The following is a 17,721-nucleotide window of genomic DNA, read 5'->3' on the forward strand; positions in this document are numbered from 1 at the left end:
CCAAGTAACCATACAAGTGGACACTTGTATGTATGGTGACGGTGCATGTGCTTCTGCCAGCACATGACCGACCACCCCCGACGCGAGGTACGCACCATGACCGACCTGCACCCCCGAAAGATGGATTTCGGCTTCGACGACGCGGATGTCCCGTTCGTGTGGAACCCGCAGAACCCGGCATGGTCGAGCATGTCCAATGCGGTCTCGTTCCTGGCCGTCGGCTTCGAGAAGATGATCGTGAAGCTGATCATGCAGCTCAAACCGGTGTTCACCGATCCGGAAGTGGCGCAGGAGGCCACCGCGTTCATGCGCCAGGAGGGCCACCACTCCACCGCGCATCGCCAGCACGTCAAGGCGCTCATCAAGCATTATCCCGGCCTCCAGAACACCCTCGACGCCGTGATCGGCGAGTTCGATCTGCTCACCGAGGCGACCTCACGGGAGTATCGGCTGGCCTACACCGCAGACCTGGAAGCCACCTTCACCCCGGTGTTCAAGCTGATGCTCGACAACGAGGACACCCTCTTCCGTCCCGGCGACGACCGGGTGGCGTCGCTGTTCATTTGGCACTTCGTCGAGGAGGTCGAGCACCGCAGCTCGGCGCTCATCCTCTTCAGTTCCGTTGTGGGAGATGAGCTTTACCGGATGCGGATGGCGCCGTCGATCTTCGCGCACGTCATGAAGGTGATCAGGATCGCGTGCGCGGGGTTCAACCAGCACGTGCCGCTCGCGGACCGACAGGTCGACGCGCTGTCGATGTTCGCCCGCCATCGCACCAAGCAGAAGGTGCTCACCTACTTCGCACCGTATCTCACCAAGGGACCGATGCCGCGCGCGTTCGACGGCCTCTCGCGCCGCGAACAATTCACCGCGCTCGGTGGCGTCTTTCGCAGTCAGATGCCCAAACACGATCCCTCGCACGAGAAGCTGCCCGAACTCGCGGGCAGGTGGTTCGAGCGCTACGACGCGGGCTATGACTGCACCCGCTGGTACACCGCCGAACAGCAGCACGACGAGCCCCAGGCGGCGCATCGATGAGCGATCTGTGTGCGCCCACGTTCGCCGAACTCGCGCAGCGACTGGGCTTCTCGTGTGCCGAGGCAGGTGGTCTCATCGAGTTCCGCGACCCCGCCGGACTGGAGAACTGGACGCTCCCGGTACTCGAGCTGACCATCATCCTCGGCTCGATACTCGCGTTGATCTACGCGGTTGTGCGCCTGCGCCGACATGGCGACCCGACCAACCTGGTGCTCTGGCTCGGTGCTACCGCCTACCTCTTCGTGATCGAACCGCCGCTCTATTTCCCCGCCACCTTCGGCATCGACGGCTACGTCGACACGATGTTCGCGCACAACGTGTTCACCGTGGATTTCCTGTGGGGCAGGCTGCCGCTCTATATCGTCGCGATCTATCCGCTGATGGCCACGCTCGCTTACGAACTCGTCCGCATGCTCGGCGTTTTCCGGCACCACGGGGTGGTGGTCGGCGCGGTCTGCGTGGGGTTCGTGCACCACGCGTTCTACGAGATCTTCGACCACATCGGCCCGCAGCTGCGCTGGTGGGAGTGGTCGGTGGACAATCCGGTCAATCAGCCGCTGTTCGATGCGGTGCCGCTGCCGAGTGTGGTGGTCTTCGCCGCGCTGTGGCCGATGTCGTTGGCACTGTGCGTGCGGTATTTCGTTGGCCGCCATGTGGACGCTGGCACGCACTTCACCGGCTGGCAACTCGTGTGGCGGACCGTGGTGATCGGCCTGCTGGCCTCGGTCGGCACGTTCGTGCTGCCCCTGCCCGCGACGGTCTTCGGTGCGTGGAGCGACACCGTGCGCGGAGTGCTCTACGCGGCAGAACTTGTCGCACTCTCGGTGGTGGCCGTGGTGGTCCTGTATCGACGGTGGTCGGACCTGCGTTCGGGCAACGACGAAGCACCGCACCGCAATCGGCTCGTGCAGTGGTACGCGCTGGTATACCTGGCCGTGTTCGCTGTCCTCTGGGTTACCGCGCTACCCGCCTTCTTCGGCGCCACGGACGGGACCACCGACAACGGCGACCCGATCGGCAACCTCTGGTACACCCTCGCCTGTTTCCTGATCGCCATCGCGGCAGTGGTCGCCACTTTCACAGTGTCGCAGCGGGATTCACGGAACAATGAACTCGGCACACCGAAACGTCCGGAGTCGGTAGGGTCCTAACAGCGCGGACCGCGCAATTGGTGTCCGGACGCCCCCTGGATACACAGCGGTCACCACGATGTTCGTCCCGGCGAGCTCGGCGCGCAGGCTCTCGTGAACCCTCGGACTGCGAACTTGCTTGCGCTGTAGGCAGCATGCTCAGACATCCCGACAAGGCCCCAGCTGAGGAGACGGTAACGATGCGGGCTGGTCGTCCGGTGACACGCAGGTGCGGCAGAAATGCCTTGACGCTGTTGACAACTCCGCCGAAGTTCACGGCCAGCACGGAATCGAATTCGCTGTATTCGGTGGATTCCACGGCCCCGATGTGCAGCACACCGGCATTGGCGATCAGAACATCGCAGCGACCGAACCGATCGACGGTGCCTGCGGCGAAGGCGGCAACCGCGTCGCGATCACGGGCGTCGACCTGGAAGACCTCGACATCGTCGGACGTCGAACACAACCCTTGCGTCTCACGAACTTTAGCCATATCGACGTCTGCCAGGGCCAAGAACGAACCACGGCGGCTCGACTCCCGCGCCAGCTCCCGGCCGATCCCCGAGCCTGCCCCGGTCACGGCCACCGCGCACGCCTCGTAGAAGCCAGTGCGAGTGTGAATTTCTGCCCGCTCGAAAAGTGTTCTGGCCGAGGCGATCCAACGGGGTTCCCACACCTCAGCGTCCTGCGACCAACCTCGAACAATCGGGCGGTGCGTCGATCACGATCTCGTGGCGCTCGGACGCAATACGCCCCCGGCGGCGAAACCATAGACGTTCGTGTACGCGGGAGACCATCGCAACCACGGGAACGCTCACCGATTCCGGATGTACCGAGTGCAAGACCGCGGCCGCCAACTACCTCGATCACCTCCGGACTCGCCACGGTCCTGATCGGCGCGATCGTCACCACCGGACTGCTGCCCGGGTCGCCGACACCTCCTCAGGTGATTTCGCGGTGCCGCGACCCACTGCCTCGGGGGACCTATCGGGCGTATCTCGACACGTGGCGGTAAAGGGGGCGACGGTTCAGATCGTCGGATCCCAGACGCCACGCGTGGTGTCGTTCGAGATGTGCTCCTGATACACCCCCACCTTGTACCGCACGATCTCCAAGCAGTGCTGGAGCGCGGAAAGCTGTGCGCGAATGTGGTTCTCGTGTTCCTGCAACAACGCCAGTCGCTGCCGCTCGTTGCCGGGCCCATCGCGGACCAGAGCGGCGAACTGGCGGAGCTGGGCCAAGGGCATGCCGGATTCGCGCAGCCGGATGCAGATCCGCAACCACTCCACGTCCATGAGCGTGTAGCGCCGCCGACCGCCCGCGGTGCGCACGACCCCGCCGATCAGAAGCTCTTCGCGTTCATAGAATCTCAGCGCGTGCACGCTGAGCCCGGTCTGCGCAGCGACCTCACCGATCGACAAGGTCGCGGAGGATGCTGTCACGGTTTCAAATGTCGGCATGTCCCAATCCAACTATTCGGCGTTGATCTAGAGTGCAGTCTAGATTCTATGGTGGATTCATGGACAGGAACCCGACACCGCAGCGTCCCCTCCCCTCGGGCTACAGCCGCGATACGACCAGCGCAGAAATCACGGCCGGTATGGACCTGACCGGCAAGGTAGCCGTCGTCACCGGTGGTTATTCCGGCCTCGGACTGGAGACCACCCGACATCTCACCGCAGCCGGCGCGCGCGTGATCATTCCGGCACGTCGGCCAGATGACGCCCGCGCGGCGGTCGCGGAGTTCGGCGACCGAGCGGACGTCCTCGAAGCCGATCTCGCCGACCTCGAGTCGGTGAACCGTTGCACCGCAGAGCTTTCCGACCGGCTGGAGCGCATCGACTACCTGTTCGCGACCGCCGGGGTGATGGCCGCCCCACTACGCAGGGTCGGGCCAGGCTGGGAAAGCCAGTTCGCCATCAACCATCTCGGCCACTTCGCCCTCACGGCGGGCGTGTGGCCGCTGTTGGCCGAGGGCGAGGCCCGCGTCGTTATCTATTCCTCAGCGGGCCACCATCATTCGCCGATCCGCTGGAACGATATGCAGTTCGAGCGGGGATACGACAAGTGGGAAGCCTACGGGCAGGCGAAGACGGCGAACGTGTTGTTCGCCGTCCAACTCGACCGCCTCGGGGCCGCGTCCGGTGTGCGGGCATTCGCCCTGCACCCCGGCGCCATCCTGACACCGTTACAGCGCCATCTGGAAATCAGCGAGATGGTCGAATTCGGCTGGATCGACGAGTTCGGACATGCGATCGATCCGATCTTCAAGGACGCCAGCCAGGGTGCCGCCACGGGTCTGTGGGCCGCGACGTCCACGCAACTAGACGACATAGGCGGGATGTACCTCGAGGATTGCGACATCGCGCCCGTCACGGGCGACGGCGTCCCTGCGCACAACGGCGTCGGGGTGATGCCCTATGCGATCGACCCCGACCAAGCCGACCGACTGTGGACCATCAGCGAAGAGCTGACTGGGGTCGCCACGCCGCGTACGTGACGGCAGCAGGCCGGGGCGGTGGCTCCGGTCCCGCCGCCACGGCGCTAGCCCGCCTTGACCCTAGTGCTTGTCCTCCACCGGCCGAGCTCGGCAGTGTCATCGCACCGGCCCTGAGCGCGGCCGGTGGCGGGACGCGCTCAAGCCTTCGGTACCGGGGTGTTGTGGCGGGCGGCGATCCACCAGCGGCCGCCCTCCTCGACCAGCACATAGAGGGCGACCATCGCGGGGTCCTGATCGATCGGCTCCCCCTCGGCGGTGCTCGCACGGGCGAGCTTGTGGGCCACCGCCACATCCGGACGCAGGAAGTTGATGTCGCTCACTTCGTAACGCACGTACTCGTCTTTCAGGAATCCCCCGAGGCCGCGTTCGGCGGCGTCGAGCAACGCACCATATCCTGTGACCACCGCGCCCACCGCGTTGCCCGCCGACGCGTTCGCGGTGAAGCCGCTGACCATCAGTTCGGCATCGTTGGTGTTGTAGCCGGTCTCGACGTCGGCGATCAACTGTTCGATTGCGGCGATATCGGCAGTGTGGTCGGTCGTGGTGTCTTCGAGCGCCGGTCGTCCGGATGTTGTTTCGGTCATGATCACCAGGCTGCTACCTGAACCATGCTCGAGGTCAAGTACTGGATCGAGACACGCGGCCGTAACCCCGTCCCGCGATCTACGTGCGCAACCGCGCCTCGAAGGCGATCCGGTCGCCGCGATACAGCGAGCGAACCACTTCGACCGGTGCGCCTTGCCGGTCGATACTGCACCGATGCAGCCGCAAAAGCGGTAGGGCCGTGGTGCATTCGAGCAGCGCCGCCTCGCGCGGGGAGGCCAGTACCGTTTCGATGCGCTCGGTCGCCTGGTCCAGTGTCACGCCCAGCGTGCGCAGGGCGGCGTAGAGCGAGGTGGTCGGGTCGTAGGTGTCGTAGAGCACGCGAAATCGGGCGAGCGGAAGAAAGCTGCTTTCCAGGCCGATGCGCTCGCCGTCGGCCAGCAGCACACGTTCGAGGTGCATCACCGGCTCGCCGCCGTTCAGGCCGAGTTCTTGTGCGGTGCCCGCGTCGGCGGGCACGTCATCCCATCCGACGAGCAGTCGACCGGGTACGCGACCGTGGCTGATCGCACCCTCGGTGTAGGACTGTAATTGCAACGGCTGCACCATCTTCGGTCGCGATACCACCGTGCCGCGCCCTTGCCGCCGAATTCGGCCTTCCACCACCAGGTCTCGCAGCGCTTGGCGCACCGTCTCGCGGGCGACCTCGAAACGCAGCGCGAGATCCCGTTCGGACGGCACCGGGTCGCCCTCGCCCAGATCACTCAGGATCGCGTCCAGCTCCGTGCGCACACGGTAGGACTTCGGCATCCTGGGTTGCCTCGCGCCGGCCGGGCACCGGTCGACCCCCACCGCATCCGCTGCCTCCATGTCACACAGCATACCCACAATTGGTCTATACCAATCGTTAACCCAGCGTTCGCATAGCAATCACCCGTTGGTCTAGACCATTGTGGAGCATGGGTCCCATGCGATTGGTCATCATCGGCGGCGGAATCCTCGGCACGGCACACGCCTTCGCCGCGATCGGCCGCGGCCACGAGGTCGTGCAGCTGGAGCGTGAGCCCGAAGCACGCGGCGCCACCGTGCGCAACTTCGGGCTCGTCTGGGTATCCGGCCGTGCGCCTGGGGAATTGGCGCTCACCCTGCGCTCCCGGCAATTGTGGGAGGAGATCGGCGGCAGGGTTCCCGGTATCGGTTTCCGGCCCGCCGGATCGATGACACTGGTGCGTACTCCGGCCGAACTCGCCGTCGCCGAGGCCACGGTTTCCGGCCCGAGCGCCAGCACGCGCGGATTCGAGTTGTTGGCACCGGACGAGGTGCGCACGATCAATCCGGCACTGCGCGGCACATTCCTTGCCGGACTGCATTGTTCGACCGACGCCGTGGTCGAATCCCGACAGGCGTTGCCCGCCTTGCGCGGATATATGACCGCGTCGGGCCGCTACACCTTCCACGCGAGCACCGAGGCAAGGACGGTCACCGACACCGGTTCGGGCGCCACGGTGCTCGACGAGCACGGACGCCACTTCGACGCCGATCTGGTGGTGGTCTGCCCCGGCGCCGCCCACGGCGGCTTGACCAGGGAGTTGGCCGGGGCACTCCCGGTGCGCCGCGTTCGATTGCAGATGATGCAGACCGCCCCGCTGGGCGAAACACTCAGCACCGCCATCGCCGACGGCGACACCTTCCGCTACTACCCCGGCTACGCGGGACCCGAGCTGGACCGACTCGACGCCGACCAGTCCCAGAGCGCCACCGCGGCCAGGCACCGGATGCAACTGCTGTGCGTACAGCGACTCGGCGGCGGACTCACCCTCGGCGACACGCACGAATACGAGGAGCCGTTCGCTTTCGATGTCGACGAGTCGCCCTATGAACACCTCGTCGGCGTCACCGAAGAATTGTTGGGACATCGACTGCCACAGGTGATCCGACGGTGGGCGGGAGTATACAGCCAGAGCGTCGATCCGACCGCGATCAGCACCCGTGTCCAGGCCGACGATCACGTGTGGGTGGTCACCGGCCCCGGCGGTCGCGGGATGACGCTGGGCCCCATCCTCGGCGAGGAAACCGCCGACCTACTGAATCTGTGAGGAAACCCGTGGCGGACAACAACATCACCCTCGCCGTGCTAGATATGGCAGGCACCACCGTCGCCGACGGCGGGTTGGTGCTTCGTGCCTTCGACGCCGCGGCGACCAGCGCCGGATTGGCCACCGAAGGGCCAGAACGCGACAGCGCGCGCCGGTACGTCATCGACACGATGGGGCAATCGAAAATCGTCGTGTTCCGCGCGTTACTCGGCGACGAGCGACGGGCGCAGGCAGCCAATCTGGCCTTCGAGTCGGCCTACGCCGCGTTGCTCGACGAGGTCGATATCGCACCGATACCCGGTGCGGCTGAGGCCATTTCGACGCTGCGTACGGCGGGGGTCAAGGTCGCGCTCAGCACGGGGTTCAGCGCGACCACCCGAGACCGACTACTCGAAGCACTCGGCTGGACCGACATCGCCGACCTCGTCCTGGCACCCCAGGACGCCGGGCGCGGACGCCCTTACCCCGACATGGTGCTCACCGCACTGTTGCGCCTCGGCATCGACGCCGTCGATCAGGTTGCGGTACTGGGCGATACGAGCAGCGATATCGCCAGCGGTCTCGCGGCGGGCGCCCGCATCGTCGCGGGAACACGCACCGGCGCGCACGACGAACAGCGACTGCGCGCGGCCGGAGCCACCCACGTGGTCGCTTCCGTCACCGAGTTCACCCACCTGATCCTCACCGACCGACACTGACACCCCTCCCCTCCCCTCCGCAGTAACGAAAGTTGCAGTCATCGTGCGTATTTCGAACGGGCCGGGCCGCAGATCCCGCGCACTCGCCAGCACCGCTCTGCTCGTCGCCTCGCTCACCACCGTCGCGTTCACCGCGGCGTGCGGCGGGACCGGCGGCGCGGGTGGAAACAGCATTACCGTCTACTCCGCCGACGGCCTCAGCAGCTGGTACAGCCAACAGTTCGACGCGTTCGAAGCCGAGACCGGCATCGCGGTCGATCTCGTCGAAGCCGGGTCGGGTGAGGTCGTCAATCGAATCGACAAGGAGCGCGCCAACCCGCAGGCGGATGTGCTCATCACGCTGCCGCCCTTCATCCAGCAGGCCGACAGCCTGGGGTTGCTCCAGGACAGCGGCATCGATACCGGTGCGGTGCCGGCGGCCGACAAGGACGCGGGTGGCAAGTACGTCACACTCGCCGAGAACTACCTGTCCTTCATCGCCAACCCCTCGGTCGACACCAGCCACCTCACCTGGGACGATCTGCTGAAGCCGGAGTTCAAGGGGAAATTGCAGTACTCGACGCCGGGCCAGGCCGGTGACGGCACCGCGGTTCTCGTCCTACTGCAGCAGTTGCTCGGCAAGCAGGGCGCACTGGACTACCTGACCAAGTTGCAGGCCAATAATGTCGGGCCGTCCTCGTCCACCGGCAAGTTGCAGGCCAAGGTGGACAAGGGTGAGCTGCTGATCGCCAACGGCGACGTCCAAATGAATCTGAACAACCGCAAGGACGAGAACACCCGGTTCGCACTGTTCTTTCCGGCCGCAGCCGACGGCAAGCGCTCCACGGTCGCCGTTCCGTATGTGATGGGTCTTGCCAAGGACGCACCGCGCTCGAGCGAGGCGAAGCAGCTCATGGACTTTCTCCTGTCCGCCGAAACACAGCGCAGTCTCCCGGACGTTTTCGCGATGCCGGCGCGACAAGAACTGCGCGACGCACCCGCGACGGTCGCGGGCCCGACAGCCAGCGAGGTCCTGCGCGGAGTCGAGGTCGTCGACATCGACTGGAACACCGTCCGCACCGAATTGGACAGCGACGTAGCCGCTTACCAGAAGGCCACCGGCAGCTGATCCTGCCGACTCCACCTCTCCCAGGAGCCGCACCCATGTCCGACGGCGACCCACAACCGAGACCATCCCTCGTCGACACCCCCGCCGCCGCCCTGTCGCGGGGCACGGCCCCCGCGCCTGCGATCGTCTTCGACCGAGTCGGCGTCACCTACGGCCGCGGACGGCATGCCACGGTGGCGTTGGCCGAATTCACCTTGCGCGTCGCCGTTGGCGAGACGGTCGCGCTACTTGGTCCGAGCGGTTCGGGCAAGTCGACCGCGCTCAAGGCGTTGGCCGGATTCGTTCGACCCCGCTCTGGGAGGGTGTGGTTGGCCGGACGCGATGTCACCGACCTCTCCCCCGCCAAACGCGGAATCGGCGTTGTCGTGCAGTCTTACGCACTGTTTCCGCATATGAAGGTGCGCGATAATGTCGCCTTCGGGCTGAAGGCGCACCGCGCGCCACGCACCGAAATCGCGGCAAGAACGGCCGAGGCGCTGGCGATGGTCGACATGGCGGCCTACGCGGGGCGGCTGCCGCGTGAACTGTCGGGTGGCCAGCAGCAACGGGTCGCGATCGCCCGTGCGCTGGCCATCCGGCCCGAGGTTCTGCTGCTCGATGAACCCATGGCCGCGCTCGACGCGCAGTTGCGCCAATCCATGCTGGTGCAGCTGCGCGAATTGCGGAACACGCTGCCGGATATGGCCGTGCTGTATGTCACCCATGATCAAACCGAGGCACTCGCCCTGGCGGATCGGATCGCGGTCATGCGCGACGCGCGGCTGGTGGATGTCGATACCGCCCAGAACCTGTGGCAACATCCGCCGAGCGCATTCACGGCCGGGTTCCTGGGCGGCGCGAACCTGTTGTCGTGCACCGTGAATCGCGTGTCCGGCGGTGCGGCGCTGGTGACTGTCGGCGCGGCCACCCTGCGGGTGGAAGCTCCTGATCGCGACCACCGTGCGCGGGAGGCGAATTCTCCCGGTCTGCTGTGTATTCGCCCGCATACGGTGCGGATCGGCGCGGCCGCCGAACGAAATGCCCTGCGGGCCACTGTCACCTCGCTTGTCTGGCGAGGGGCGTCGACCAGGGTGCGGTTGGCCGTGGACGAACTCGGCGTTGAGGTCACCGCCGACCTGCCTGGCCAGGTCACGAGGACGGTGGGAGACGTTGTCGGTGTTCTGTTCCCCGACCCCGCTGGCGTACTCGTGCCACCACCGATCAGCGCCGAAACAGACGCTGTGGCTTCTGGTTCCGCGAAACTAGGCGGGCGAGCATGAGACGTTGCCGGCATCCGAGCTCCCCGGGCCCGAATCCTGACAGGTCGGTGCGTGTTCGTGGCACCCAATGCCGGTCGCGACCAGACTTCGAGGTCGACCACGAGGTCCGGCGATGACCGCACTCTTGAACAAGCCCGACGAGGCCGACCCCGACCACGTCCGTGCGCCACGCCACGGCCGACGGCCGGTGCTCTGGACGCTGCCACCCCTGCTCGTTGTGCTGGTCATCGCCGTCTACCCGCTCGCGCGTGTGCTCGGCGAGTCGACCGTCACCGAGAGCGGACGTGGCACCGCCGCGTGGTCGGAAACGTTGTCCTCCAGTGTGTTTCATGATGCTTTGCTGCGCACGGTGTCCATCGCCGTTTTCTCGACCGTGGGGTGTCTGATTCTCGGCACCTTCCTGGCGGTCGTGCTCGCGTTCGTCCCTTTTCCCGGATCGGCGCTGGTCGGTCGGCTGATCGACACCATCCTCACCATGCCGTCGTTCCTGATCACCCTGGCCTTCACGTTTCTCTACGGCAGCGCGGGTGCGGTGAATGCGCTGATCACCGAGATCACCGGCCGGACAACGCCGCTGCTGACTTTCCTGACCACTCCGCTCGGGGTGATTTCGGCCGAGATCACCTTCTTCACCCCGTTCGTCGTGCGCCCGCTGCTCGCCGGCTTCGCGCAACTGCCGCGTGACCAACTGGATGTGGCCGCCAGTCTCGGCGCGTCACCGTGGCGGGCGCTGCGACAGGTCGTCCTGCCCGAGGCATGGCCCGCGCTGGCGTCCGGTGGCAGCTTGGTGTTGTTGTTGACGCTCAACGAATTCGGCATCGTGTTGTTCACCGGCGCGAAGGGCGTCACCACCTTGCCCGCGTTGATCTACATCCAGGGCATCGTCACCTTCGACCTACCCGGTGCGGCCGTGCTCGCCACGGTTCAGGTCGGGTTGTCGCTGACCGCATATCTGTTCTACCGATTGGTCTTTCGCCGATTCACCGGCCGCGCCGGCAAGGAGAGCTGAGCATGCTGATCTGGACCGGGCGCGGGCGAACCGTGATTCTCACCGTGTTCACCCTGGTCGTCCTCGTCGTGTTCGTCGCTCCGATCGCGACCGTGCTCGCGGCATCGCTGGCCGGAAGCTGGACCGGACCGTTGCCCTCGGATCTCGGCTTCACGAACTTCGAGCACACCTTGTCAGGACGGGAAGTGGCCAGCCTTTCGGTGAGCCTGCAAACCGCTTTACTCGCAGGAGGATTCGCGCTGGTGCTCGGCACCTGGGCCGCACTGGCCGCGCGCGAATCCCCCGCCTGGTGGCGCAAGATCGTCGACGCTGTCTTCCATCTGCCGGTGGCGGTCCCCTCGGTCGCCATCGGGCTCGGCGTTCTGATCACCTTCAACGAGCGCCCACTCCTCTTGGGCGGCACCAAATGGATTGTCATCCTGGCACATTCGGTGTTGGTCCTCGCCTACGCCTTCAGCGCCGTCTGTTCCGCACTCGACCGCATCGACCCCGCCTACCGCCAGGCCGCCGAATCCCTCGGCGCAGGCCCGATCCGGGTGCTGTTCCGAATCACCCTCCCACTCCTGCTACCCGCACTCGGCGCCGCCGCGGGCTTGGCCGTCGCCCTGTCCATGGGCGAACTCGGCGCGACCATCATGGTCTACCCGGCGAGCTGGAAAACCCTCCCCGTCACCATCTTCGGCCGCACCGACCGCGGCGAAGTATTCAACGCCGCCGCGAACACCTGCCTGCTCCTGGTGGTGACCCTGGTGGCGCTGATCGTCCTCGGCCGCCTGCGGGGCCGCGCCGCGATCCGCTGGTAAACCCGCACCGATGATCGTTACTGGACTGTTCATACCGACGAGCGTGCAGCCCGACAATTGCACCGACGTTGCGCCCACCTTGCGCGCGCCATGTGCGGCGGTCGGACACCTCCACGACACCCTGCGTCGTTGTGGCCCATGCGGATTCGACGACAGGACGCGCGGCACGCATGGTCGCGTGCCGACATCGGCACGCACCGCCGTTCCCGGACAACGATCGGTTACGCTGGCGCCGACCCGGCTTCCTGCTCGGCCAGGCGGGTACTGAGCAACTCGGCGGCGGTTCGGAAGTGCCCCTCGGTAATGCCGCGAGCGGCGGACGAATCACCCTTCGCGAGTGCGTCGATGAGCAGCTCGTGCTCGTCGACCGAACACGGCACCTGCTCGGGGAAGAGTTCGAAGAAGCGGCGCGGCACCATGCGTCCGGCGTCGGCCAACATGCGCTGTAACCGCGGCGAACCGCACGCCTTGTTGATCTCGCGATGGAACATCCAGTTCAATGTGGCGACATCGTCACCGACCTGCGCGGCGACCCGGATCTCGCGATGCAGTTCGCGCACCCGCAACAGCTCACGCTCGGTGATCTTCTGCGCGGCCCATTGTGCGGCGACCCCGGACAACGCCGCCATCAGGGTGAAATTCTCCAGGGTCGCCGCCGCGGAGACCCCGATGACGGTGACGCCGCTGCGCTGCGCGACCCGCACCAGGCCCTCTTGCGCGAGAACCAGACACGCCTCGCGCACGGGCGTGCGGCTGGTGCCGAATTCCTTCGCGGTGGCGTCGAGATCGATGCGGTGCTCGCGGCCGAGTTCGCCCGCGAGGATGCGCTCACGGAGCGCGTCCGCGAGGCGCTCACGTTCGGTGCGACGGCGGCCCGTTCGTTCTTCGACCTCACCGACCCGCCACGGCCCCTGTTCTGCCTCGGTCACCGACTGTCCCCGACTCGATCCCGCATCACGATGTCGCACACCGTGATACGCACGTTCCCACGAAACATCACCGCATCACCCTCACTCTCCGGTCGGGCCAACACCCTACAAGCAGCCGGTTGTACCACCTTCTCGACGAAGCGCTTGACAACCCCGGCCATGCGTTTAAATATATCAGTTACATACTAATATATCTTCTGAGATGAGGGCGCCTCCGATGTCCGCACCACGAACCGAGTCCACACCACGAACCGACCGCATGACGCTGGTCGCCTTCATGCAAGCCTCGAACGTCTCGGTGTACTCCGGTTCGTGGCGCTATCCGAGCTCCGCGCCGGATTACCTGAATCTGCGCTACTACCAGCGCATCGCGCGCACCCTCGAAGACGGGTGCTTCGACCTGATGTTCTTCGACGACCGGCTCGCGATGCCCTCGATCTACGGCAACTCGGTAGCCGACGCCGTCACCTACGGCGCGCGACCGATCAAGCTGGATCTCACCGCCGTCCTCGGCGCGGCCGCCGCGGCCACCGAACACCTCGGTCTCGGCGCCACCTACTCGACGACCTACTACGAGCCGTTCCACGTCGCACGGACTTTCGCCACGCTCGATCACCTCAGCGGCGGCCGCGCGGCATGGAACGTGGTGACCTCGGTCAACGACGCCGAGGCGCAGAATTTCAGCGTCGACGCGCATTCCGAGCACGACCGGCGCTACGACCGGGCCGAGGAATTCATCGACGTCGTCACCAAACTGTGGGACTCCTGGGAAGACGACGCGATCACCGGGGACAAGGCGACCGGCGTGTTCGCCGACGCGACGAAAGTGCACGAACTGCACCACCACGGCGAATTCTTCGATGTGCGTGGACCATTGACCGTCCCGCGCACCCCGCAGGGACGTCCGGTGATCATCCAGGCGGGGCAGTCGGGACGAGGACGCAGCTTCGCCGCCAAATGGGCCGACCTCATCTTCACCGGCGATCCCAGCCGCGCCGTCGCCGTCGAGCACTACAACCAGCAGAAAGAACTCGTCGCGCAGGCCGGTCGCGACATCGACACGGTGCGCATCCTGCCGATGGTCTATGTGATCGTCGGCGAGACCGAGCAGATGGCCAAGGACAAGGAGGCTATCTTCCTCAACGAATTGGTGCACCCCATGGCGTCGCTGACCTTGCTTTCGGAGGTGACCAATCACGACTTCGCCGGCCACTCGCTCGACGACATCGTCACCGACGAACTCATCGACTCGGTTTCCGGAATCCGTGGCCTCGTGCAAGGGGTCAAGCGCCACCTCGGCGACCAGCCGCTGACCCTGCGGACGCTGGCCAACCACCGCGCCACCCTGCTGCAAGGCCCACGCTTCGTCGGCACAGGACCCCAGATCGCCGAGCAGATGGGCGAATGGTTCCAATCGCGGTCCTGCGACGGATTCGTGATCGCCGCCACGCATTTCCCCGGCGCATTCGAGGATTTCGTGCGCCTCGTGGTTCCCGAACTCCAGCAGCGCGGACTCGTGCAGCACGAATACAGCGGCTCCACCCTGCGCGAGAACCTCGGGCTCGAGCGACCCGACAGCGTGTTCGCTCCCGTGCGGGAAGTCTCGGCCGGTGCCTAGCGCGATGCCCGATGCGGGCAGGCCCGATGCGACGGCGCCCGCGCGCAGTCGGATGCTCGACGGTATCCGCGTCCTGGACATGGCCACCCTCGCCGCGGCGCCGCTGGCGGCCACCTACCTCGGTGAGTTCGGCGCCGAAGTCATCAAGATCGAGCAACCGCAGGGCGGCGATCCGATTCGCGGATGGGGCGCACAGAAGGACGGCGTCGGGTTGATGTGGAAGAGCATCGGCCGCAACAAGCGCTCGGTCACCGTCGACCTGCGTACTCCCGAAGGCCGAGACCTCGTCCGCGACCTGGCTCGGACCTGCGATGTGGTTGTGGCCAACACCCGGCCACACACCCTGACGCGCTGGGGGCTCGACTACGCCACGTTGCGCGGACTCCACGAGCGCATCGTCATGCTGCACATCACCGGCTACGGTCTCACCGGCCCGAAGTCGACCAGGCCCGGCTTCGGCACCCTCGGCGAGGCGATGAGCGGATTCGCCCACACCACAGGCGAATCCGACGGACCACCGACCCTGCCTTCGTTCATGCTCGCCGACGGAGTGGCCTCGTTGAACGCCGCCTACGCGGTGCTGATGGCCCTGTACCACCGCGATGTGCACGGTGCCGCGGGCCAGTTGATCGACATCAACCTCATCGATCCGCTGTCGCGATTGCTCGAACAGTCGCTGGTCACCTACGACCAGACCGGAACCGTCCCGTACCGGGCAGGCAACAAGTGGGACATCTCCGCCCCACGCAATACCTACCGCACCAAAGACGGCAAGTGGCTGGCGATGTCGGGCAGCGCGCCCACCATCGCGTTGCGGGTGTTCCGTGCGATCGGCAGGGCCGACCTCGCCGAGGATCCCGATTTCGCCGACCCACAGCGACGGCTCGCGCGATCGACGGAAGTGGATCGTGTTGTCGCGGAATGGATTTCGCAGCGCACACTCGCGGACACGATGGCGGTATTCGATGACGCCGAGATCGCCGCGGCCCCCGTCTACGATGTCGCGGGGCTGATCGAGGACGAGCAGATGCGCCATCGCGAAGTCTTCGTGCGCATCGAGGACGCCCAACTCGACAGCATGCTGGTGCAGGCGCCGGTGCCGCGCTTCTCCGACAACACCGGCATCGTCGACGGACTCGGTCCGCGCCTGGGTGAACACACCACCTCGGTGTTGCGCGAGCTGCTCGGCAAGTCCGACGACGAGATCGATGCCTTGCGCCGACGCGGCATCATCTGACCGGGTTCTCCCTGTGCGAAAAACAGTCCGCCCACCGCCGACCCCGACCACGCAGCGCCAAGAGCCTGTCATCGACCACCCGGTCACCACCGACCGCGCGTTCACCCGAAGCCACCCCACCAACGCTCCCCGACACCGCGGCACAATCTCACCGCGTCCACCATGCCGACAGGCCGAAACCGCCACGTCCGCAACGGAACCCCGCACGTTGACCGAAACCACCTTCGCCGACACCGATATCACCACACCGCGACGACGCCACAACACCTGGCCACACCATCCTGCCGAGAGGCCGCTATGACATCCTCGCCCGCGCTCCCCCCGCGCCGCCGGTCCGAACTAGCCACACCCGCAACCAACGACCGCATGTTCGCCAAGGCCGCCGCCTCCGACGCCGACCTGGTGTTCCTCGATCTCGAAGACGCCGTCGCCCCCGCGCTGCGCGAGCAGGCACGCGCCAAGGCGGTGACGGCGCTCAACGACCACGACTGGGGTTCGACCGCACGAGCAGTGCGCATCAACGGCATCGACACCCGGTGGGCCTACGGCGACATCATCGAGATCGTCACGGGCGCAGGCGAAAACCTCGATACGATCATCGTGCCGAAGGTCACCGCCGCCCGTGACGTCTGGTGGGTCGAGGTGTTACTGACCCAGATCGAAACGACCCTCGGGTTGACAACCCCGATCCGCCTCGAGGTACTCATCGAGGACGTGGCCGGTGTCGCCAACGCCCAGGCCATCGCCGTGGCCAGCCCTCGACTGGACGCGCTGATCTTCGGTGCGGGTGATCTCTCGGTGTCCCAACGCGCGCGGGTGGATACCAACTTCCAGCCGAGGGTCGCCTATCCCGGCGACTTCTGGCATTACGCCCGCATGCAGGTACTCACCGCCGCACGCGTCGGGGGACTTGTGGCCATCGACGCCCCCTACCCCGACTTCAAGGACGAGAAGGGATACGCCGAAACCGCGGAGCACGCCGCCGCACTGGGATTCGACGGCAAGTGGGCGATCCACCCGGCACAGATCGCGATCGCCAACGAGGTCTTCTCCCCCACCGACGCCGAAATTCAACGCGCGCGACGCAATCTGGACGCCTACCGGGCGGCAGAGGCACAGGGGCTCGGGGCGACCAGCGTCGACGGACAACTCGTCGACGCCGCGCACGTCAAGCTCGCCGAGGCGGTGCTCGCGCAGGCGAACAGTGCGTCCGACGCCTGAGCTACGCAATCACGGCGACACCGGGCAGGCGCCCGTCATGATGTTGCCGGTGTCCATCGAGGACCACCGCGGTCGCTGCCGCACGAGCTGTGCGCCAGTAAGTCTCGCTGGGCATTCGAGCGTCCGACGGTCGCTCGCTGCTCGGTGCTCGTCAGCCCTACATCGTGCGGCACTTTCATCGACTACACACCGAGAACTTCTTCTGCCTGTCCGGCCGAATCCTGCTCTACGCCAACGGAGTGGAAACACTGCTGACAGCGGGCGACTACGTGCACGCACCGGCGGGAACGATCCACAGTTTCGCCATGGACGCGCACAACACTCGGATGCTCGGCATGCTCACCACCGATGTCTTCGAACCGTTCTTCGATCGGCTGGGCGAGACCACCGACGATTCGGTGTACACCGACGGCCTCGTCGACCCCGGGACGTTCCTGACGAAACTCGGTGGTCTCGCGGACCTGGACGTCGAATTCGTCGGCCCTCCGCCGACCAGGCTGCGGGCGAGCGACCTCTGAGCGCAGGGTCGCGA

The 17,721-nt window shown here is 66.0% G+C and carries 18 protein-coding genes; 13 read left to right on the plus strand and 5 right to left on the minus strand.

Features of this window, described 5'->3' with window-relative positions:
- Positions 1 to 96: 96 nt before the first annotated feature.
- On the plus strand, positions 97 to 1,038 hold the full coding sequence (locus ABEA50_RS12555; RefSeq protein WP_345495477.1) for a metal-dependent hydrolase: 942 nt from the start codon (positions 97 to 99) through the stop codon (positions 1,036 to 1,038).
- The gene (locus tag ABEA50_RS12560; RefSeq protein ID WP_345495478.1) at positions 1,035 to 2,189 is read left to right on the plus strand and encodes a DUF7802 domain-containing protein; all 1,155 of its coding nucleotides are present in this window, start codon (positions 1,035 to 1,037) and stop codon (positions 2,187 to 2,189) included. The genes ABEA50_RS12555 and ABEA50_RS12560 overlap by 4 nt, the downstream gene beginning before the upstream one ends.
- On the opposite strand, the gene ABEA50_RS30945 is transcribed toward ABEA50_RS12560, so the two are convergent.
- Both ABEA50_RS30945 and ABEA50_RS12565 read right to left on the minus strand, forming a co-directional pair.
- The gene (locus ABEA50_RS30945; protein ID WP_425577597.1) at positions 2,116 to 2,844 is read right to left on the minus strand and encodes an SDR family oxidoreductase; all 729 of its coding nucleotides are present in this window, start codon (positions 2,842 to 2,844) and stop codon (positions 2,116 to 2,118) included. The genes ABEA50_RS12560 and ABEA50_RS30945 overlap by 74 nt on opposite strands.
- Before the next feature lie 352 nt (positions 2,845 to 3,196).
- A complete protein-coding gene (locus ABEA50_RS12565) occupies positions 3,197 to 3,610 on the minus strand; it encodes a MerR family transcriptional regulator (protein ID WP_345495479.1) in 414 nt (137 codons plus the stop codon).
- A gap of 77 nt (positions 3,611 to 3,687) precedes the next feature.
- Between ABEA50_RS12565 and ABEA50_RS12570 the strand changes: the two genes are divergently transcribed.
- Positions 3,688 to 4,668, plus strand: coding sequence for an oxidoreductase (locus ABEA50_RS12570; protein ID WP_345495480.1), 981 nt, complete (start codon positions 3,688 to 3,690; stop codon positions 4,666 to 4,668).
- A 137-nt stretch (positions 4,669 to 4,805) separates the two neighbouring features.
- On the opposite strand, the gene ABEA50_RS12575 is transcribed toward ABEA50_RS12570, so the two are convergent.
- Together ABEA50_RS12575 and ABEA50_RS12580 are read right to left on the minus strand one after the other, a co-directional pair.
- Positions 4,806 to 5,252: an SgcJ/EcaC family oxidoreductase gene (locus ABEA50_RS12575; RefSeq protein ID WP_345495481.1), complete on the minus strand. Its 447-nt coding sequence runs from the start codon at positions 5,250 to 5,252 to the stop codon at positions 4,806 to 4,808.
- A 79-nt stretch (positions 5,253 to 5,331) separates the two neighbouring features.
- Positions 5,332 to 6,021 (minus strand): GntR family transcriptional regulator, encoded by a 690-nt coding sequence (locus tag ABEA50_RS12580; RefSeq protein ID WP_425577645.1) that lies wholly within the window; start codon positions 6,019 to 6,021, stop codon positions 5,332 to 5,334.
- 158 nt (positions 6,022 to 6,179) lie between these two features.
- Here ABEA50_RS12580 and ABEA50_RS12585 point away from each other — a divergent pair, with 158 nt between their 5' ends.
- The 6 genes from ABEA50_RS12585 (at position 6,180) to ABEA50_RS12610 (ending at position 12,184) form a co-directional block, all read left to right on the plus strand.
- Positions 6,180 to 7,307 carry a TIGR03364 family FAD-dependent oxidoreductase gene (locus ABEA50_RS12585; protein WP_345495483.1) on the plus strand — a complete coding sequence of 376 codons (1,128 nt, stop codon included), beginning with the start codon at positions 6,180 to 6,182 and terminating at the stop codon, positions 7,305 to 7,307.
- An 8-nt stretch (positions 7,308 to 7,315) separates the two neighbouring features.
- The gene (locus ABEA50_RS12590; protein ID WP_425577598.1) at positions 7,316 to 8,005 is read left to right on the plus strand and encodes a phosphonatase-like hydrolase; all 690 of its coding nucleotides are present in this window, start codon (positions 7,316 to 7,318) and stop codon (positions 8,003 to 8,005) included.
- Between the two features lie 43 nt (positions 8,006 to 8,048).
- Complete coding sequence (locus ABEA50_RS12595; RefSeq protein ID WP_425577599.1) at positions 8,049 to 9,113, plus strand: 2-aminoethylphosphonate ABC transporter substrate-binding protein; 1,065 nt, start codon at positions 8,049 to 8,051, stop codon at positions 9,111 to 9,113.
- Between the two features lie 35 nt (positions 9,114 to 9,148).
- On the plus strand, positions 9,149 to 10,372 hold the full coding sequence (locus ABEA50_RS12600) for an ABC transporter ATP-binding protein (RefSeq protein WP_345495484.1): 1,224 nt from the start codon (positions 9,149 to 9,151) through the stop codon (positions 10,370 to 10,372).
- A 112-nt stretch (positions 10,373 to 10,484) separates the two neighbouring features.
- Positions 10,485 to 11,381: a 2-aminoethylphosphonate ABC transporter permease subunit gene (locus ABEA50_RS12605; protein WP_345495485.1), complete on the plus strand. Its 897-nt coding sequence runs from the start codon at positions 10,485 to 10,487 to the stop codon at positions 11,379 to 11,381.
- Positions 11,382 to 11,383: 2 nt separating this feature from the next.
- Positions 11,384 to 12,184 (plus strand): ABC transporter permease, encoded by an 801-nt coding sequence (locus ABEA50_RS12610; RefSeq protein ID WP_345495487.1) that lies wholly within the window; start codon positions 11,384 to 11,386, stop codon positions 12,182 to 12,184.
- Between the two features lie 221 nt (positions 12,185 to 12,405).
- Here the strand turns inward: ABEA50_RS12610 and ABEA50_RS12615 are convergent, their stop codons facing one another.
- Positions 12,406 to 13,113 carry a GntR family transcriptional regulator gene (locus ABEA50_RS12615; protein WP_345495488.1) on the minus strand — a complete coding sequence of 236 codons (708 nt, stop codon included), beginning with the start codon at positions 13,111 to 13,113 and terminating at the stop codon, positions 12,406 to 12,408.
- Positions 13,114 to 13,330: 217 nt separating this feature from the next.
- On the opposite strand from ABEA50_RS12615, the gene ABEA50_RS12620 reads away from it, so the two are divergent.
- From ABEA50_RS12620 to ABEA50_RS12635, 4 genes are all read left to right on the plus strand, one after another.
- Positions 13,331 to 14,731 (plus strand): LLM class flavin-dependent oxidoreductase, encoded by a 1,401-nt coding sequence (locus ABEA50_RS12620; protein WP_345495489.1) that lies wholly within the window; start codon positions 13,331 to 13,333, stop codon positions 14,729 to 14,731.
- A gap of 52 nt (positions 14,732 to 14,783) precedes the next feature.
- Entirely contained in the window at positions 14,784 to 15,968 is a 1,185-nt protein-coding gene (locus ABEA50_RS12625) for a CaiB/BaiF CoA transferase family protein (RefSeq protein ID WP_345496541.1), read from the plus strand.
- Positions 15,969 to 16,265: 297 nt separating this feature from the next.
- Positions 16,266 to 17,189, plus strand: a complete 924-nt coding sequence (locus ABEA50_RS12630; RefSeq protein ID WP_345495490.1) for an HpcH/HpaI aldolase/citrate lyase family protein — start codon at positions 16,266 to 16,268, stop codon at positions 17,187 to 17,189.
- A gap of 164 nt (positions 17,190 to 17,353) precedes the next feature.
- Positions 17,354 to 17,707, plus strand: coding sequence for a cupin domain-containing protein (locus tag ABEA50_RS12635; protein ID WP_345495491.1), 354 nt, complete (start codon positions 17,354 to 17,356; stop codon positions 17,705 to 17,707).
- The last annotated feature ends 14 nt before the right edge of the window (positions 17,708 to 17,721 follow it).

Origin of the sequence: Nocardia callitridis, assembly GCF_039543305.1 — a bacterium.
Taxonomy (GTDB): Bacteria; Actinomycetota; Actinomycetes; order Mycobacteriales; family Mycobacteriaceae; genus Nocardia; species Nocardia callitridis.